This window comes from Neobacillus sp. B4I6, from assembly GCF_050434045.1.
Lineage (GTDB): Bacteria > Bacillota > Bacilli > Bacillales > Cytobacillaceae > Neobacillus.
In genome coordinates this window covers 885629-903944 of record NZ_JBNPWB010000002.1, presented here as the reverse complement: position 1 = coordinate 903944, position 18316 = coordinate 885629, and the positions used below count along the sequence as shown (strand labels likewise).

Genomic DNA, 18316 nt, shown 5'->3' with positions numbered 1-18316 from the left:
AATCTTTTTGTTATTATTGTACGTCACCAAAACAATCACATTCCTAAAAACAATTGGAAAAGGATGAATTCGACGATAATTAAACAAAATAAACTAAAAAAGAAGGGACTTTTTTACGATGAAACCGATGCTGCCAAGTCTTACATTTGATCTACCAGTTCATCCTGATTGGTTCTATGAAGTTAAATATGATGGATTTCGCGCTATTTTGGAATGGGATTCACAAGGAATTAAACTGACCAGCAGGAACGGAAAGTCACTTCTCCCCCAATTTCCAGAAATAAAGGAATTTTTGTTAAAACATGAAAAACAATTCAAACCCTACATACCTCTTCAATTAGATGGGGAGCTCGTTTCATTAGAAAACATGCATAAAGCTAATTTCTCAATGATTCAAATACGAGGCCGATTAAAATCGGAACGAAAAATTAACGAACAAGCTAGCAAGTCTCCATGCCGCTTGATGGTATTTGATGTGCTTGTGATGACCGGAAAAGCATTACATTCCCTTGTTTTCCATAAACGGAAGAAGGAACTCATCAAACTGTTTCAAAAAATCGGATTGGAATTGGAGGCTGACCCCTATGATGAACAATTACTTCAGCTTGTCCAGGCTCATGATGATTTTGATTTGTTATGGGAAAAGGTTGTTTTAAATGATGGGGAAGGAATTATTGCTAAACACAAGAATAGTCTGTGGGAAGAAGGAAAACGTTCCTTACAATGGTTGAAATATAAAAATTGGAAATATGTAAGCTGTTTTATTAATGCTTATGATAAAACAAATGGTTACTTTTACGTAAGTGTCTATAAGGAAAATAAGATCCATCCTATCGGCCAGGTACTTTTCGGCTTTAAACCGGAGGAAAAACAAGCTTTGCAACAAACAATTAAACAAAATATGCTCCGTGAAGATGCACAAATGATTATTGTTGAACCTGCCATTTGTATAGAAGTAAAATATTTAGAACTCTATGAAAATCAGCTGCGTGAGCCCCATTTTGATCGATTTCGCTTTGATTTAGAACCATCCTTATGTACATACGATCGTTTTATTTTCGCACAAAAGAACCTGCCAGAAGACTTAGATATTACCCATCCTGATAAACCTCTTTGGGAAAAACTTTCCATACGCAAAGCCGATTATATCCTGTACTTACGAGAAATATCACCGTATATGCTGCCTTTATTAAAAGACCGCTTATTAACAGTCATCCGCTTTCCACACGGGATGTTCGGAGAGGCATTTTATCAAAAAAACTGTCCAGATTATGCTCCTGAATTTGTGCAGACACATTCAGCCGAGGGGATTGACTATATTCTTTGCAATAATCTTAAAACACTCGTTTGGCTTGGTAACCAATTAGCGATTGAGTTCCACGTGCCATTTCAAACCATTCATAGCAAGGGTCCCAGTGAAATTGTCTTTGATTTAGACCCGCCTTCCATCGATCACTTTCAATTGGCGATAAAAGCAGCACTTCTAATCAAAGAAGTCCTCGATCAATTGAATTTAATAGGTTTCATTAAAACCTCTGGGAACAAGGGGCTGCAAATCTACATCCCACTACCCGAAAATGAATATTCTTACGATGATACCAGGTTATTTACAAGCTTTGTCGCTGAGTATTTAATTTCCAAGGATCCTGACTCCTTCACGATTGAGAGGATGAAAAAAAAGCGGGGGAACAGGCTATACGTTGACTATGTGCAACATAGCGAAGGAAAAACGATTGTTGCACCCTATTCGATGCGAGGAAACGAATATGCAGGTGTTGCCACCCCCCTTTATTGGGAGGAAGTAAATGAAAAGCTCGAGCTAGTATCGTTTAACATGGAAAATGCGATCAAGCGAATACGCCAACAAGGTGATCCCTTTTCAAATTACTTTCAAACAAAATCAACCCAGGCGTTTGCACCTGTCTTAGAGATCCTAAAAAAAGGCACCAAAAAAGGATAGGAGAGCCCTATCCTTTTATTCCGTCTTCGAGATACCTTGTTGCTTCTGATTGTAACTTCTCATAAGAAGTCTGTTCCATCAATTCCGTTTTCGAAGTGACAGTAAACGCTCCTTGCTCGAGATCAACATTGACTGTCGCATTATAAAGATAGGTAGCATTTCCGATCAAGTCAATTGTGTATTTCCCCTCGCTTTCGTGAACTACACACTGGACTCTTCCACCATTATTATAAACATTAACAACTTTTTCGAACTCATTTAATTCTTGTAAACAAGTGACTAGCGTGGAGGCAGACATTGCAGTACCACAGGCATTCGTAAAACCAACACCACGTTCAAAGGTTCTTACATAAATTGAACCAGGTTGCAAGTGTTTAACAAAACTTACATTGACGCCGTCAGGAAACAAATCATTGGGACCATTCACCTTTTCACTAAGTTGTTTTTGGAGGTCACCTTTGAGCTGTTCCGCTTCAACAATGGCGATTAAATGCGGATTCGGTACTGCAAGAGCTGTGAACCTTAAATCCCCTGAAAGTTTTTCAATTCTTTCATTGTAAAGAGTTGGTTTATTTAAATTTAATGGGAGGGCTTTTAATTCAAACAGCACCGGCGAAATTTCCACTTGGTAGGTGTGGATATCTTGTAAAAGGTCGTTTTGTTTGCTTACCTTCAGATTGGCTTTCATCGTTTCAATCACAGCGCTATTTTGCCCTAGATGTTCGCAAACATATCTAGCCACAAGACGCAGTCCATTTCCACACATTGAAGCTTCCGACCCGTCAGAGTTAAATACACGCATTCTTCCATCTGCGTTTTCGCTTTGCATAACGAAAAGAATCCCGTCAGCGCCCAAATCGGATTGACGGTTACATAATAACTTGGCGAGGTCCGCTCGTTCACTTTCCGTAAAAGCATATCCATTCGATTTTTCGTCGATTATTAGAAAGTCATTTCCCGAACCATGGCCTTTAATTAAATTGATTTGCATCGTAAAACCCCCACAAAATTGATAAACATGTTTTATTTATCATATCATTCAATGTTCATGAGGGAAACTGTCGATACTTCTATCTTTCGATAAAATATTCGTTAACAATAAATGACATTCGGAGAAGCTTGTCCTCCTCTGATAAAGTCTCCCTAAGTGAGAGGACTGGTGTATTAGGTTCTGGAAACAGTGGACTCCATTCAACCGGCATCCATCCCCTTCGAAGCCGTCCGTCCGGAAGGTCATTTTTGTTTATTACTTGCTCATCCATAAAAGTAGATGACCCTTCTACAGCACCAATAAACCTGCCTTTCGAATCTAGTAATTCCTTCTTATTTGTTCTCCAATCTAGTTTCCTTTTTTCAAAGCAGCCTAAATAATGCCTTTTATGGTCAAATACCTCAATCTTTTTGCCAGTAACCTTAAAATATCCGATGGCATCGTTATCCAAATTATAGAGAGCATAAATTTTCGAAATCCTAAGCTTCTTTAAGCCCTGGTTATGAAACCTTTTAATCATCCCTGCTAGATGCCCGTCAGGAAAATAGAGTAGAAGGCGTGGAGAGTTTGTGTTCAGAAATAAGACAAGTAAATGTCGTGTTTCAAATAAAGACTCCCTAATGCGCTTTGAATTTGCCATATTTCTGTCAATGGATATCGACTGCCTTATTCTAAAAAGATAGATTTGAAAACAAATCAAGCTATAAATCAGGAAAGGTATAGTTAATATCATTATTTCTTTGTTTTTAATAATAGAAAGATTGCCAGCAACAATCATAACAGCTGGAATCAGAGCAGCAATACTACCATTTAAGTTCAAATGAGCCGTATCCCGGTAATATTCATTTATTTTCATCTAGAAAACTCCTTATCAATTCCTCTAGTTTTAGTTTATTTACTATTCGACTAAAAAATGATAGGAGATTTCGATTAAAGAACAAAAAAAAGGGATGATATGACTTTGTTAAGAGGCTAGCTCTTTTTTTCTAAAAATAAATACACTAAACCCAAGGAGGACTATGATGCATGTGAATGCAAAGAAAGAGCCGCAATATACTGTATTTAACATTTATTCCAACAAAATCCCTAAAACCCGTCAAATTTTTTGCCGGGTATATTTCTCAAGATTATTTAATTAGCCTAAAAATTAACGGAAATCGATATTCATTTCCTTCAAAGGCTTTGATTGCTGCAATAATGGTGAATACAAAGAGCATTACGCCTAATATCGCTAGTGCTACAAAACCAATTAAGATGAGTGTTAATAATCCGCTAACAAAAAAGTAAACTGTATAGGAAATCAAAAAGTTAAAGTATTCCCTGCCGTGATAATCAATGAATGATGACTCATCCTTTTTTATTAACCAGATAACTAGCGGTGCGATAACTGGGAAAAATATACTTAACACATAAATACCAGCAGCAAACAACCTTTCATCTTGATTAACCATTTTCTATTCCCCCATTGGAATATATTTTTTAAATTCATTAATATTTACGCCAATGGTTTTAAAAGGTTTCGTTATCCTTGAAAAAATTTATGGGATCAAACTTCTCCCTAGGCACGTAAATTGGTAAAATTAATAAAATAACTATTATCAACGTGTAGAAAGGTTTTATTATGACAAAAATACTTTTAAAAAACGCAACGGTATATCCAATTTCATCAGAACCAATCCATCACTGTGATGTCCTAATTGAAGCAGGGAAAATTAAAAAATTAGGCAAAAATTTAACGACAGACTTAAAAGTAAAAATAATCGATTGTGAGGATTTATTTCTTTTACCGGGCTTTATTGATGTTCATACTCACTTAGGTCTTTATGATGAAGGAACTGGCTGGGCTGGGAATGATGCAAATGAAACAGTCGAAGCCCTCACGCCCCATATTCGGGCAATTGATGGTGTTTATCCATTGGACCCAGCGTTCTCTGATGCCGTCAAAAGCGGCATTACAACTGTCCATGTCATGCCGGGAAGCGCCAACGTCATTGGCGGAACAACTTCAGTCATTAAAACTACTGGTAAAAATATAAAAAAAATGATTATCCAAGAAGTTTCAGGCTTAAAAATAGCCTTAGGGGAAAATCCAAAAAGAATTCATAGCCATGGGAATAATGATTCCATTACACGGATGGGGATTATGGGGATGCTAAGAGAAGCCTTCTACAAAGCCAGCCATGCGGATAATCCCGAGGAGCCTAGAATTACTCCTATCGTGAAGGCCTTAAAAAGAGAAATTCCCGTAAGAATTCATGCTCATCGTGCGGACGATATTATTTCAGCGCTTCGTTTTGCAGAAGAGTTTAATCTAGATTTACGTATTGAGCACTGTACTGAAGGGCATTTAATAGCCAGTGAATTATCTGGAATGGGTTTAAAGGTTTCTGTAGGACCTACATTGACACGAAGATCCAAGGTAGAATTAAAAAATAAAACATGGAAAACCTATCAAGAACTGACCAATCATGGTGTTGAAGTATCAATTGTTACCGACCACCCTTATACACCAATTCAATACTTAAATATTTGCGCGAGCCTTGCTGTTCGAGAAGGATTATCCGAGAAAAAAGCACTAGAAGGAATCACCATATTACCAGCCAAAAATTTAAAAATAGACAATACCGTCGGAAGTATCGAAGAGGGTAAGGACGCAGATTTAGTGCTTTGGAGCCATCACCCATTCCATTATTTAGCAAAGCCAAAGTGGACGATGATTGGCGGTGAAATGATCTATCAAGAAAGATAGATTAATGTTGAAAATTGGCAAAAAATATTATCGAAAAATACACAAAAAACCTATTTATTTTTTGGTTTTTTTCTTGTATTATACTCTAAGTAAAATGTTTTAGACCTGAATACTTTGGGGGTTTACGAACACAATTTGTTAACAAAAAAATGATATAGGGAAGGCAAATGGTGCGCCACCAGTTTTACTGGTTCTAGTGGGTTCGATTCCCACCCCGAAATTTTTTAGTAACTTTATAAAAAATTTCGAGGGTGGACCGCTTCTTTTGACATGGGATCGGAATGCCCTAATGGAGGGATTTTCATGCTTAAAAAACGTGATCTTCATGACAGCCACGCATTGTACGAATTAATGACGCACCCTGATGTCTTCCCTTTTGTACGCCAAAAAGCTGATTCTTATGAAGAATTTTTATTTATGACAAAACAAACCATAGAATCCGAAGAACGCGGTGAATTAATTTCACGGACCATTCTCGATGAATGGGGAGCTCCTATCGGAACAATTAATCTATTTGATATTGAGGACAATGCAGGTTTTTTAGGAACATGGCTTGGCAAGCCCTACCATGGCAAGGGTTATAATAGCCCGGCTAAGGATGCCTTTTTTCAAGAACTTTTTTATGAAACGGGAATTGAGACAGTTTTTATGCGCATCCGCAAGGTTAATATTCGCTCAATAAAAGCTGCTGAAAAACTACCTTATGTTATAAAAGCAAATGAAAGTAGAAAATCTATTTATGAGCAATTAAACGCAAATGGTGAAGTATATGATTTATATGAGATTCCAAAGGATCAATACACCTTTTACCTTATGCGAAACGGAGCAGTTCAATCAGACGATTCACAATTGCTGGAGGCATAAAAAAACAATCGGCCCTCGCCGATTGTTTTTATTTAGTTTTCAAGGAAAGAAATCTTCATATTATTCCGTTAAATTTTGCTCCATGCTTTCGTTTACGTCATTAAGACCCATTTGGAGCAAAAATTCATCTAATTCCTCATTCGTCAATGTTTCAAAGCGGCCATCATGAAAAAATACTTGGGTTTGATTAGGGTTAATTCTGTTCATGTTAAAACTCATTTTCTTTGCTCCTTTCATAGATGATTATTTTCTATTGTCCACAAAAGAAGCTGTTTTCATTCCTGAAAATCAAATAGTTCAAAATTATACTAATTCTTAAGTACTTTACCTAATACGTCAAGTCCACCTGTGACAGGTATTATACTTCCAGTAATTAAATCGGATTTTTCATCCGTAAGGAAGGCAATTACTCTGGCTATATCTTCTCCTGTTCCTTGCCTTCCAATGGGGCTATCACCCATTGCTGCTATAGCATCCCCGATATTACTATCTTTCCATTCATTTATTATATCACCCGGACAAACCATATTAGCGGTTATCCCATGTTCTGCTTCTTCAATTGCAATTGTCCTTGTAAGTGACGCTACTCCTGTCTTCGCTGCAGCAAACGCAGAACGAAATATCCAACCTGGTGCGGTTTCGACTCGGTCATATCCGATTGTAATAATTCTTCCCCATTTTTGGTTTCGCATCGAAGGAATAATAAGTTTTGACAAATAAAATACAGCACTTAAGTTCCCTTGTAATATATAATTCCATTCATCGAAGGAATAGTCTGTCAGCTTCTTTCTTTCATGTATGTATGGACCTGCATTATGAACTAAAACATCCACGGTGGAAAATACAGCAAGGGCTTCATCAACAATTCGGATACAATCCTCCATGTTCGAGACATCACCTTGAATCGTAATGTTATGCGTTCCATAATATTTAGTCAATTGGTTTGCTAAAGAAATAGCTTCTGCTTTACTATTACGATAGTTAATGACTAGCTGATACCCATTTTCCGCGAGATATAAAGCAGTTTTTTTGCCAATACCAGAAGCTCCCCCCGTAATCAAAGCCGTTTTCTTTTTCACAAATCATTACCTCTCAATGTTTAGAATTTCTCTCTTAACTATATGTTAAAAAGAAACAATTATTTATGCAAATTTTAGTTCCATCTCTATAGTGAAAACTTGTTCCTCTGCAAAGGATGTAAGTTTTAATAACGAATGGGCAAATATTGGCATAGGATAAGATAGCTACAAAAGGTGGAAAGGATGAGATCATTGTTCCCTTGGGATAAGTTTCCTTTTGATAACGATTTGAAGGATAAGATAACAAAAATGAAGCCTGAAGAAATCAATAACTATGTTCAGGATCTTATGGGGAAAATCATGCCCGCTAACATGAAAGGTGTGATGAACCCTCAAGAGATGTTTAAGGGTTTTCAATCGTCGGTATCCCCGCAGGAGCCAACGAGGAGTATATTGAATTCAACGGCCTTTGAGACCCATGATTTTGTGTATGTTAGAATTCCAATCAAAAAAGAGGAATGGATTAAACAGCTCCGTATTTTTCATACATCTAATCAACTAATTGTTGAGCATATTCCACAACATGAAGATAAACACACGATCATCCTTCCTGCAATTGTAAAAAAGAAGGGGGCAACTGCTACCTTCAAGGATTATATGCTTGAAGTGAAAATCCCCAAAAATGTTGATATGCAGTTTTCTCAAATCGATGTTACTGAAATTTCATGAACGTCATTAGTGTAAAGGACAGCCAATTTTTCTGTCCTTTAGTTTACTGATCTTCATCTTCCATCTTCATACCATCCATGGAGTTTTTGGTGTTGGGATCCTCAGGTGCACTTGGGGTCCCAATGGTAAATTCTTTTTTAGGCATATTATGCATATCTCTTGCTGTAACGTGAGAAATGATATAATAAGTACCTTCTTGTGAGAAGGATCTTTCTAAGCGATATATTCCTTTTTCAGCATGCTTAATTTCTACCTTTTCATGCTTGTCATCCTTTGCACGCCAGATCTCAAAAATAACCTCAGCATCCTTCACTTGATCATTCCCCTGAGTAACCTTCGCTTCAAATGTAATCGGTTGATTCATTTTGCCTGGGTCCGGGTTAATGGATAACTCTACTTCTACCATTTGCGGTAGATTATCGGCTTGTTCTTTTTTATTACTGCACGAAATAACCATACTTAAACATAGAACAGTCACCAAAAAAACGAAAAGCTTTTTCAAGGTTCCTCTCTCCTAACTTAATTCTTCCATTACTTCATTATGAATTTCAATTAACAATAGCTTGGCTTCTAGAGAAATCGTAGAATTAATCACTCTTTTGATTGCAGAATAGTATTTCTCATACTTGTTTTTCCGGATCCTCGGGTGTGAGTTTTCATCTTGAAGCTCCCTTTTTATCGCTTCGAATAGGGTCACTTCACTACCTTTTCCTTCTGTTTCTAGTATACGATTATTCCAAATCTGCCGATATTCCTCTAGTAATTCATCGAAGGACACTCTTTCTTTCGACAAACAATCCCTCCCCTTTTATGTCTTCACTTGCATTGTTACATATTTACTAACACTATTGCAAAAAATATAATTTAACAAGTCAAAGAAAGGAGAAACCTTATGTCTACCCCTTATAAATGTCCAAATTGCAAAACGAATCGGAGCCGCTTTAATGTTATTCAACAAGTTTCCCAATCTGTTAAACTTGACCCTCAATCGGGAGCAGTAATCCGAGAGTATGGTGAAAATGATTTAGAACCCTTCCACCTCCCTTATAATGGACCAGAATTTCGAGTCCAATGCGGTGCCTGTGGTTTAATTGAGGATGAACGTACGTTTATCAAATTTGGCGAACAGCCGATATAATCTTCTTCTTCACAAAAAAACATCCTAATTATTGGGTTGTCCAGTAACTAGGATGTTTTTTTGTTTAGTGAAGATTATTTTCTTTTAGAAAATCCTTTGAATCCACTTTCCAAGCATCAATTGGTGAAAATCTTACCAGATGAATATCCCCTCTAAAGGATTGCCCGCCTCTGTTTTTTATAAACCAATCAATTTCGATGGGGACATCTAAACTAATTTCCTCGGTTAAATCCTCTGCTGGCAAAAGCTCCATTCGAGAAATTCTAACACTTTCTACATTCCCTAAAATCGGCTTCCAGTTTATTTTTTGTAAAGAAGCTTGGGAAGTAATCTGGACATCCTGCTGCTTCAATCCTGCAACATAGGCATTTATGACCTCATAGGGATTCGCTTTTCCTAAATACTGATTTAATTTGCCAGAAGCCTTCAAAACCATGAGCATATGTGATAAGTCCATTGAGTTGGTGCGATGAGTGGTACTCCCATAAAAATGAATACAAAAGTGACCTGGAAAGCTATTCGCTAATGCTCCAGCACCATGCGGCATTCCATGCATCGAGCCCGCTATCCATTGATCCTTATGAATAACAATAATAGCTCGGCGTTTCCAACTCCATTTACCCCCGTATATTCTTTTCATTACCTTCGTGTCTTTTGTGGTTAATGGCTGTACATCCGCATGGTGGCTTCCCGCACGTCGTTGCACCTTGAACTTTCTTCCCGTTTCCACGTCCATTACCGTAAATTTTGTGTACTTTGGCAGGATTTGATTAACTTCTTTCCAATTTAACATCTCAATTTTATAGCTGATTGTTGATGCTGCTTTTACCCCTTGGCCATTTAGGAGGATATGAATTAACATTAAAAAAATGACTACCCTCTTCATCGTATCCTCCTTTTACAAAAATCTTTGCTACATTAAAAGAGTTACCTGAAGAGGAAATTATCATTCATTCAATCATGGTATTTTTCTTACTTTTCAAGATTTTCTAATTGTGTTTCAATCCCATTCCAATTTATACCTTCACCAATAAACACAAGGTTTAATCGCATATTCATGTCTTCTTTTAGATAAATCGGCATGCCATAAGAAAACTGAAATAAAAAAGGCAGGTCCGAATGATCAAACTTAACATAGCCCTTTATTCGGTAAATTGTATCTGGTAAACGTTTTAAGAAATTCTCAAATTCAGCATGGCTAATGGCAGTTTTAAATTGATAAACAAATGTCGTTAAATTTATAGTTACTCGTTGTGACTCTTTCTTTTCCTTTTCAAAGGATACAGAAAGTTTTCTCAGCTGTTCAATTGACACCTGTGAATAATTAGTAAGAAGGCATCTTGCATTAGAATTAATGGATTGAATCTCGAATATTATCTTTGCTTTCTCATTCTCTTTTAATTCATTCATTTTGTTGATAATAATGAAGTCAGCATGCCTTACTTGCTCAAGGATCAATTGCTGGAGCTGGGGACTTAAGGATTTTCTTTCCATCCATCTCTTGCCATCGACTGTTGTTAGGATGCCTTTAATCAATAATTTATCTGCAAACAATGGGGAAAGGATCGCATCCAAAACCTCCACAGGATGGGCAGCACCGGTTGTTTCGATATATATCACTTCTGGTTTTTCATCAAATAATAATCCTTGCAACTGAGCTTCAAGTTTGTCTTGGATGGAGCAGCAAATACATCCTCCTAACAATTCTTTTAAGGAAACATCATCCCCCTCAACTGCATCAGAGTCTATGGAAACCTTACCTAGTTCGTTCATCATGACAGCTGTTTTTCTTCCTAACCTTTGTTCATCTTCTAACAATCGTTTTAAAAGGGTGGTTTTCCCGCTTCCCAAAAATCCTGATAAAATATAAACCTCAGCTTTTTTCATCCTCAATTCCCTTCCAATGGTCATTAATTGTACTCTAAAAAAATGACCCAACTCCGGGGAGTCGGGTTACTTTTTTTATTTCATCGTTCCCTTTAATACTTTAATCGCTTCTTGCATTTGTGTATCACTTGTTTTTATTTTGTCCCTTAATAACTCCATTAGTTTCATGGTGGAATCACCTTTTAAAACACCATTGACTGGGAGTTTTTGAGCTTTTTGGAAGGCAGTAACGGCATCTTTTGTCTTTTGATCGAAAAATCCATCTGTCCGACCTGGATCATAACCAATCGCTTTGAGCATTTTTTGGGCAGTTTGAACTTCCGTAGATGATGCAGATAGTTTCAGTTCCTTATCGGGATTAATAATTGTTAGAGTTGCATATTCAGGCAGGGCTACTGCTACATCAGGATTTATCCCCTTTTTATGAATCCAATTCCCGTTCGGTGTCAACCATTTCGCCGTGGTGAATTTAAGATTTGAGCCATCCTTGAAGTCAGAAGCAGTCTGGACTGTTCCCTTACCAAAAGACTTCTCTCCGACTAGCTTAACACCAGCAGATTCTTTTACAGCTGCAGCAAGTATTTCTGATGCACTGGCACTCCCTTTATCAATTAAAACAACCAAAGGAAGATTTGGGTTCCCTTCATTTTGAGAAGGATATTCCTTAATCTTTCCATTTCGGTCTTCTACTTTTAAAATAAGTTTCCCTTTTGGAACGAACATGCTCGAAATCGAGATGGCTTGGTCCAATAAACCTCCTGGATTTTGACGCAAGTCTAAGACTAGACCCTTCATTCCTTTCCTATTCAAGTCATTCAAGGTCTCAACTAGTTCCTTCGACGTATTACTAGAAAAGCTCGTAATTTGAACTTTAGCAATTCCGTCTCCCACCATTTCACCATAAACAGTTTCAATTGGTATCTCATCACGGATAATTGGCACAGTCATTGGAGCTGCTGTACCAGGGCGTTGGACAGACAACTCTACCTTTGTACCCTTTTTCCCACGAATCAGTGTTACTGCTTGAGTAGAATTCATCCCTTGGAGGCTTTTTCCATTAACGGACATAATCATGTCATTTGGCTTTAAGCCAGCTTTTTCCGCAGGAGATCCTTTTATGGGAGACACAATCACGATGTGCCCATCCTTTTCCTGAATTTCAGCGCCAATCCCTTCAAAAGATGAAGAAATGCTGCCATGAAAGCTTTCTGCTTCTTCATTACTCATATAGTCTGAATAGGGATCATCCAGCGACTCCACCATCCCATTTATTGCACCATTAATGACCTTTTTTTGATCAATATCCTTAAAATAACCACTTTTCAATGTATCATATGCTTCATAGAGTTTATCAAATTCTGGTCTTTCTGTTCCAACTGTAACGACCTTTTCTTCTCCAAATGCTAGTGCAAACGTTGTAATTCCCGCAGATAGAAACACAACCATAAACAACAGCATGATAAAATGGAATTTTTTTAAACGTATGTGTCCTGATTTGTTTGCTGATCCTTGCTCTTGTTCAACGTTTGATTCTTGCGCTTTTATCTGTTCAATTTTCTCGTCTTCCAAATCCTTCACCACTTTCATTATCCATAAAAATAAGAAATGATCCAGCGAAAATTTTCTTATTAGGTGCTAGATGGATTTCCAAATTTTCAAAAGCTATTATCAGATACTTTTAAAAAATAACCCTTAGTGATTAGAATAACATCTTTCGTATAAAATTAACAAAGAAAAGTTAATGAAATTATAATAAGATCACAAATAAATTTTCACAATAAACGGCACCTACCAAATGGTAGGTGCCGTTTATTTTTATCCTACATCATAACCTTGATCTTCGACGGCTTCTTTAAGCTTCCCAACTGAGGCTTTGCTTAGATCATGACCAACCATAACCTTGCCATCTTTTAATGAAACATTAACTTCTGTTACACCTTCTAAATTGAGAAGTGCTGTTTTCACTGCCTTTTCACAATGTCCGCATGTCATTCCTGTAACCTGTAATGTTGTTTTCTCCATGAAAATTACCTCACTTTATATTTATATTTTCACTCGCTTCAAACGAAGGGCGTTGGACACTACTGATACTGAACTAAACGCCATGGCTGCACCAGCAACCCAAGGGGCTAACAAGCCAAGTGCCGCAATTGGAATCCCCCCTGAATTATAAACAAGCGCCCAAAAGAGGTTTTGGCGAATATTTTGCATCGTTAATTTACTTAAACCCATTGCCTTTGGAATCAAGGTTAATTCCCCGCCAAGAATTGTTATATCAGCAGCTTCAATCGCTACATCAGTACCCGTACCGATTGCAATTCCTATATCAGCTACGACAAGGGCTGGTGCATCATTTATTCCATCGCCAACCATGGCCACTTTTAGACCTTGCAGCTGTAGTTCTTTGACATGATTGGCCTTTTCCTCGGGAAGGACTTCTGCAATTACATTAGTAATGCCGACTTGATTCGCAATCGCTTTAGCCGTACGTTCATTATCACCAGTTAACATAAACACTTTAATTCCTAATTGGTTTAATTGCTGAACCGCCATTTTAGCTGTCTCTTTTACTGTATCGGCAACCGCAACTACACCCATAATAGTGGAATTTATGGCAATAAACATAGCTGTTTTCCCTTCGTTCTCCAATCGGGTTAGGTCTTGGTCTCCCGTAATGCTGGGAATATTTTTTAGAGCCATAAGTTTACTGGTGCCTACAAATATTTCATCATCGCCTATTTTTGCTTCAATTCCATAACCAGGTACTGCCTTAAACCGTTTGACAGGCAGGGTACTTGATCTTTTTTCAATCCCATATTTTACGATCGCTTCGGCAAGTGGATGTTCAGATGACTTTTCTGCTGAAACGAGGTATTGGAGTACTTTTTTCTCGTCCTGATAGGCTATAAAATCTGTTACTGTAGGATGTCCTTTTGTGATCGTGCCGGTTTTATCAAGGACGATTGCATTAATTTTATGGGCTGCTTCTAAATGCTCTCCACCTTTAAAAAGAATCCCCATTTCAGCTCCTTTACCTGTACCAACCATGATAGATGTTGGAGTGGCTAGTCCTAACGCGCATGGACAAGCTATAACAAGAACAGCAATCGCTGTTTCTAATGCGGAAGGGAAATCTCCAGGATTCACAAAGAAGTACCAAATTAAAAAAGTAAACATTGAGATTGCAAGCACAACAGGCACAAAATAACCTGAAATTGTATCTGCTACCCGTTGGATTGGGGCTTTGCTGCCTTGGGCTTCTTCGACAATTTTAATTATTCCAGCAAGTGCTGTATCTTTGCCAATCTTCAATGCTTTTATGGTCAGGGTGCCATTCTTATTGATCGTTGAACCAATGACTTTGTCCCCAACAGATTTTTCCACTGGGATTGACTCACCGGTTATCATTGCTTCATCAACAGAAGATTGCCCTAAAGTTACTATTCCATCGACAGGAATTTTTTCCCCTGGCTTAACTAATAAGTTGTCAGAAACTTTCACTTCCTCAATTGGAATTTGAAGCTCCTTACCTTCTCTTAGTACAGTGGCTTCTTTTGCTTGGAGACTTAACAACTTCGATATGGCAAGCGTTGTTTTCCCTTTGGCCATCGTTTCAAATAATTTCCCTAATAGAATTAATGTAATCAGTACAGCACTTGTTTCAAAATATAGATGTGGCATATAGTTAGTGTTACCAATTGTTTTCATTCCTTCAGCTAAGCTATAAAAATATGCTGCTGATGTTCCTAACGAGACAAGGACATCCATATTAGCACTTTTATTTTTCAGGGCCTTAAAAGCACCCATATAAAACTGACCACCTATATAAAATTGCACAGGAGTTGCCAAAAGTAATTGAAACCATGGATTCATCAAAAAATGTGGCATTGGTAAACCAAAATCAACAGGCAAATGGGAAAGCATCGTATATAGAAGCGGTATTGACAGAATTACCGACAGAAGAAATATACGTTTTTTCTGTTTAATTTCCGCATCTTTATGCTGCTGTTTGGTATCCCTGTGAACCTTTTCTGTTGCTTCATAACCAAGATTTTCTATTTTAGTAATAATATCATTACTTGAAACCAGTTCTGTATCGAAAGAAATAGCTGCACTTTCCATTGCCAAATTGACATTTGCCTCAACACTGTCCATTTTATTGAGGACTTTCTCGATTCTCGTTGAACAGGCTGCACAGGTCATTCCAGAAATGTCTAATTTGAGCTGCTCTTTCATTTGGATCACCTCTTTTATATACTATACCCCCGTATATTTGGTCATAGGATTTATACCGAAAATAATACTATAATTAATTTAAGCCTAATTTTGACGTCTTTCGATGATTTTTGTCACAGAGGAGTTTTGTTTTTTATTTATTCTCCATTTTGGTAGTGAGTTCCTGTTAATTACTAAAATAAAAAGCCTCATCCTATTTGGAAAAGGCTCATGTTGATTATTCTTTTATCGCTGCTTCTAAAGCTACTTCTATCATATCGTTAAAGGTTAATTGTCTTTCTTCGGCTGTTGTTTCTTCACCTGTTAAGATGTGATCACTAACTGTTAGAACGGAAAGTGCTTTCCGATCAAATTTAGCGGCTAATGTATAAAGGGCAGTGGTCTCCATTTCGATCGCCAGGATTTGATATTTAGCCCATTTTTCAAGTTCAGCGTTATCATTATAGAATGAATCTGCTGTAAAAATATTTCCTACTTTCAAGTTAAGTCCCTTTGCCACCCCTGCATCATATGCCTTACGAAGTAAATCAAAGTTTGCTGTAGGGGCAAAATCGACATGACCAAACGTTAAACGATTCATATTTGAGTCGGTTGAGCTTGTCATTGCCAAAATGACATCACGAACCTTTACATCTTTTTGAATGGCTCCACATGTTCCAACACGAATTAGATTTTGGACATTATAGCTTTGCATAAGTTCATTAATATAAATAGAAATGGAAGGAACACCCATTCCAGTTCCTTGTACAGAAATTCTTTTTCCTTTATACGTCCCAGTAAATCCGAACATATTACGAACTTCGTTGTAACATTTTGCATCATCTAGAAATGTTTCTGCAATATATTTAGCCCGAAGCGGGTCTCCTGGCAGTAATACTGTTTCAGCAATTTCGTTTTCCTTCGCACCAATATGTACACTCATCTATATTCCTCCAATCAATAACTACAGCCGTATTAAAACTGTTTTCATTGACAATATATCATAAACAATTTCTAATGAGAAACTCTGCAATGAAACAGACATGAATTTATTATTTTGTGGGAAGCTATTTTTAAGATTGGAGGGAGATCATTCATGGGTAAAAAACATCGAAGCCGCACTAATTCACCGAAGAAAAATAATCACATCCCTGCTGAGGCCATTGTGGCTGAACATGAAGCACATGCAAAAGAGCACAATGCAACTGGTGGAAGAAAGCACTAAGCTAAAAAACCTAAGGAATACTTTCCTTAGCAGATTGTCGAGAAAGGGTATTTTTCTCGGCAATTTTTTATTCTCAGCATTTAATTATTCATTGTACCTGCTAATGGGCCTGTTGATTTCCGCTCTAGGCACTTCGCTTTCCGCGGGCGGTCCGGGGGGCCTCCCGCAGGAGTCTGCGTGCCTTCCGCGGAAATCAACAGGGAGGTAATCAACCTAAAGAATTGCAACACACTTTTTCTAGCCTTGCTAATTGTGTTGCAATCTTTTTCATATTTTGGCAGGCTGCCGTAAGGAGAGCCTGTTCGCTTGCTTTCTTCAATCCCCGTAACCGGCAATAGCGAAGCCCGTGCAGCTCTTTTGAGTCTGCGAAGCTTCGCTCAATTTTTTCCTTTCTAAATTTATAAAGCATTTTTCCAGATTTAGATATGCGATTTTCCCTTACCTTTTCCTTGTGCTCTTCCCAAACATGACGTGTCACTACTTTTACCTTATTTGTGTGGAACAGGATCCTTAAATTTCAGGCCTAAAAACCAGCGGTAGGCAACATTCATTTCAATTTCTCTTTGTAATTGTCGCTCGGATCGGATGCCATAAATATAACCAATAAACATCATTTTAAATAGAATAGTGGGATCGGAAGGGCGTCCGTTATCATCACTATAATAAGGACGTACCTTTTCAAGAAGGAATGAAAGATCAATATATTTATCGATTAATCGAAGAAGGTGATTGTCAGGAACCAATTCATCAATAGAAACAAATTCATATTCACTTTGGGTAGATACTCTTGGTTTAAACATAGATTTCACCACTTAATTTTTTATTGTTTGGTTGTGTTAAGAGCAGTGTATTATTGATTTTACAGCTCTGCTGATTTGCGCGGAAGGCACACAGACTCCTGCGGGAGTACGGGGCAGGGGAGACCCCGCAGGCGCTTCAGCGCCGAGGAGGCTCCCCGGCACGCCCGCGGAAAGCGAAGTGCCTGGAGCGCAAATCAACAGACATGTTGCAAAGCCTATATATTAATAATATTATAATAAATTAACGCGGTGAATGGTTAAAGTTATTGTAGAAAATAAGAGGCTGTCGAAAGTTTCTCGACAGCCTGCTAAGGAATACTTTCCTTAGGTTTTTAACTTACAGAAGAACTATTCTGTTAATAGGAAACCAACCACCAGGTTTTAATTGATAATAATGCTGTCCTCCCCTGCCTTCGTCTATTAACACAATATCCCCGGTTGAGAGAAATCTGCCTTGATAATCTGCAGGGATTCTGTCAGTAACATTAAAGCGGCTGAAAGTTTCCTCTAAGCATTGCACTCGGCTATTTGCTGGAATAGTGGCTCGAAAAACCTCTTTATGCCCTTTATTTTCACGGTATTTTGGAGTTTGAAAGATCGTCACATCATATTGTATACTTGCTCTTTTTGTTAACACTTTGATCATCATATACCTCCAATTATTAGAATTAATTGCTTATTCTAATAATTAGCGATGGACATTGTCGATTCCTTCTTGAAAATCCCATTATTTTTGTCG

General features: G+C 37.6%; 20 protein-coding genes and 2 pseudogenes. 6 read left to right on the top strand and 16 right to left on the bottom strand.

Annotated features, from left to right (window positions below; translation table 11 throughout):
- Positions 1–118 precede the first annotated feature (118 nt).
- Entirely contained in the window at positions 119–1960 is a 1842-nt protein-coding gene (locus QF028_RS06465; RefSeq protein ID WP_429464559.1) for a DNA ligase D, read from the top strand.
- Positions 1961–1967: 7 nt separating this feature from the next.
- Here the strand turns inward: QF028_RS06465 and dapF are convergent, their stop codons facing one another.
- The 3 genes from dapF to QF028_RS06450 all read right to left on the bottom strand — a co-directional run bounded on the left by dapF (position 1968) and on the right by QF028_RS06450 (position 4402).
- Entirely contained in the window at positions 1968–2951 is a 984-nt protein-coding gene (gene dapF / locus QF028_RS06460; RefSeq protein WP_429464558.1) for a diaminopimelate epimerase, read from the bottom strand.
- A 79-nt stretch (positions 2952–3030) separates the two neighbouring features.
- Positions 3031–3807, bottom strand: coding sequence for a hypothetical protein (locus QF028_RS06455; protein ID WP_214998335.1), 777 nt, complete (start codon positions 3805–3807; stop codon positions 3031–3033).
- Between the two features lie 271 nt (positions 3808–4078).
- Complete coding sequence (locus QF028_RS06450) at positions 4079–4402, bottom strand: DUF4870 domain-containing protein (protein ID WP_088088653.1); 324 nt, start codon at positions 4400–4402, stop codon at positions 4079–4081.
- Positions 4403–4572: 170 nt separating this feature from the next.
- On the opposite strand from QF028_RS06450, the gene QF028_RS06445 reads away from it, so the two are divergent.
- Both QF028_RS06445 and QF028_RS06440 read left to right on the top strand, forming a co-directional pair.
- A complete protein-coding gene (locus tag QF028_RS06445) occupies positions 4573–5700 on the top strand; it encodes an amidohydrolase (RefSeq protein WP_429464557.1) in 1128 nt (375 codons plus the stop codon).
- Positions 5701–6003: 303 nt separating this feature from the next.
- A complete protein-coding gene (locus QF028_RS06440; protein ID WP_429464556.1) occupies positions 6004–6564 on the top strand; it encodes a GNAT family N-acetyltransferase in 561 nt (186 codons plus the stop codon).
- 60 nt (positions 6565–6624) lie between these two features.
- Here the strand turns inward: QF028_RS06440 and QF028_RS06435 are convergent, their stop codons facing one another.
- Complete coding sequence (locus QF028_RS06435) at positions 6625–6783, bottom strand: hypothetical protein (RefSeq protein WP_179195904.1); 159 nt, start codon at positions 6781–6783, stop codon at positions 6625–6627.
- Positions 6784–6872: 89 nt separating this feature from the next.
- The gene (locus QF028_RS06430; protein ID WP_429464555.1) at positions 6873–7643 is read right to left on the bottom strand and encodes an SDR family oxidoreductase; all 771 of its coding nucleotides are present in this window, start codon (positions 7641–7643) and stop codon (positions 6873–6875) included.
- A gap of 183 nt (positions 7644–7826) precedes the next feature.
- On the opposite strand from QF028_RS06430, the gene QF028_RS06425 reads away from it, so the two are divergent.
- A complete protein-coding gene (locus tag QF028_RS06425) occupies positions 7827–8312 on the top strand; it encodes an Hsp20/alpha crystallin family protein (RefSeq protein WP_429464554.1) in 486 nt (161 codons plus the stop codon).
- 43 nt (positions 8313–8355) lie between these two features.
- On the opposite strand, the gene QF028_RS06420 is transcribed toward QF028_RS06425, so the two are convergent.
- Complete coding sequence (locus QF028_RS06420) at positions 8356–8814, bottom strand: FixH family protein (RefSeq protein ID WP_429464553.1); 459 nt, start codon at positions 8812–8814, stop codon at positions 8356–8358.
- Positions 8815–8826: 12 nt separating this feature from the next.
- A complete protein-coding gene (locus QF028_RS06415) occupies positions 8827–9105 on the bottom strand; it encodes a hypothetical protein (protein WP_429464552.1) in 279 nt (92 codons plus the stop codon).
- 99 nt (positions 9106–9204) lie between these two features.
- Between QF028_RS06415 and QF028_RS06410 the strand changes: the two genes are divergently transcribed.
- On the top strand, positions 9205–9450 hold the full coding sequence (locus QF028_RS06410; protein ID WP_168244799.1) for a DNA alkylation repair protein: 246 nt from the start codon (positions 9205–9207) through the stop codon (positions 9448–9450).
- 64 nt (positions 9451–9514) lie between these two features.
- Here QF028_RS06410 and QF028_RS06405 read toward each other — a convergent pair whose 3' ends face one another.
- The 6 genes from QF028_RS06405 to deoD form a co-directional block, all read right to left on the bottom strand.
- Positions 9515–10336: a hypothetical protein gene (locus QF028_RS06405; protein WP_088088660.1), complete on the bottom strand. Its 822-nt coding sequence runs from the start codon at positions 10334–10336 to the stop codon at positions 9515–9517.
- An 86-nt stretch (positions 10337–10422) separates the two neighbouring features.
- Positions 10423–11337, bottom strand: a complete 915-nt coding sequence (locus tag QF028_RS06400; RefSeq protein WP_429464551.1) for a CobW family GTP-binding protein — start codon at positions 11335–11337, stop codon at positions 10423–10425.
- Positions 11338–11412: 75 nt separating this feature from the next.
- Positions 11413–12924, bottom strand: coding sequence for a S41 family peptidase (locus QF028_RS06395; protein WP_429464550.1), 1512 nt, complete (start codon positions 12922–12924; stop codon positions 11413–11415).
- A gap of 228 nt (positions 12925–13152) precedes the next feature.
- On the bottom strand, positions 13153–13359 hold the full coding sequence (copZ, locus tag QF028_RS06390; protein WP_088088662.1) for a copper chaperone CopZ: 207 nt from the start codon (positions 13357–13359) through the stop codon (positions 13153–13155).
- A gap of 21 nt (positions 13360–13380) precedes the next feature.
- Positions 13381–15573: a heavy metal translocating P-type ATPase gene (locus QF028_RS06385; protein WP_429464549.1), complete on the bottom strand. Its 2193-nt coding sequence runs from the start codon at positions 15571–15573 to the stop codon at positions 13381–13383.
- A 217-nt stretch (positions 15574–15790) separates the two neighbouring features.
- Positions 15791–16495 carry a purine-nucleoside phosphorylase gene (gene deoD / locus QF028_RS06380; protein ID WP_168244803.1) on the bottom strand — a complete coding sequence of 235 codons (705 nt, stop codon included), beginning with the start codon at positions 16493–16495 and terminating at the stop codon, positions 15791–15793.
- 153 nt (positions 16496–16648) lie between these two features.
- Between deoD and QF028_RS06375 the strand changes: the two genes are divergently transcribed.
- A complete protein-coding gene (locus tag QF028_RS06375; protein ID WP_088088665.1) occupies positions 16649–16777 on the top strand; it encodes a hypothetical protein in 129 nt (42 codons plus the stop codon).
- A 208-nt stretch (positions 16778–16985) separates the two neighbouring features.
- On the opposite strand, the pseudogene QF028_RS06370 reads toward QF028_RS06375, so the two are convergent.
- The 3 genes and pseudogenes from QF028_RS06370 to QF028_RS06360 form a co-directional block, all read right to left on the bottom strand.
- Positions 16986–17270: pseudogene (locus QF028_RS06370) on the bottom strand (transposase); the annotation flags it as partial.
- 4 nt (positions 17271–17274) lie between these two features.
- A pseudogene (locus tag QF028_RS06365) lies at positions 17275–17577 on the bottom strand (transposase); the annotation flags it as partial.
- Positions 17578–17914: 337 nt separating this feature from the next.
- Positions 17915–18223 carry a YodL domain-containing protein gene (locus QF028_RS06360; protein WP_429472207.1) on the bottom strand — a complete coding sequence of 103 codons (309 nt, stop codon included), beginning with the start codon at positions 18221–18223 and terminating at the stop codon, positions 17915–17917.
- Positions 18224–18316: the final 93 nt, after the last annotated feature.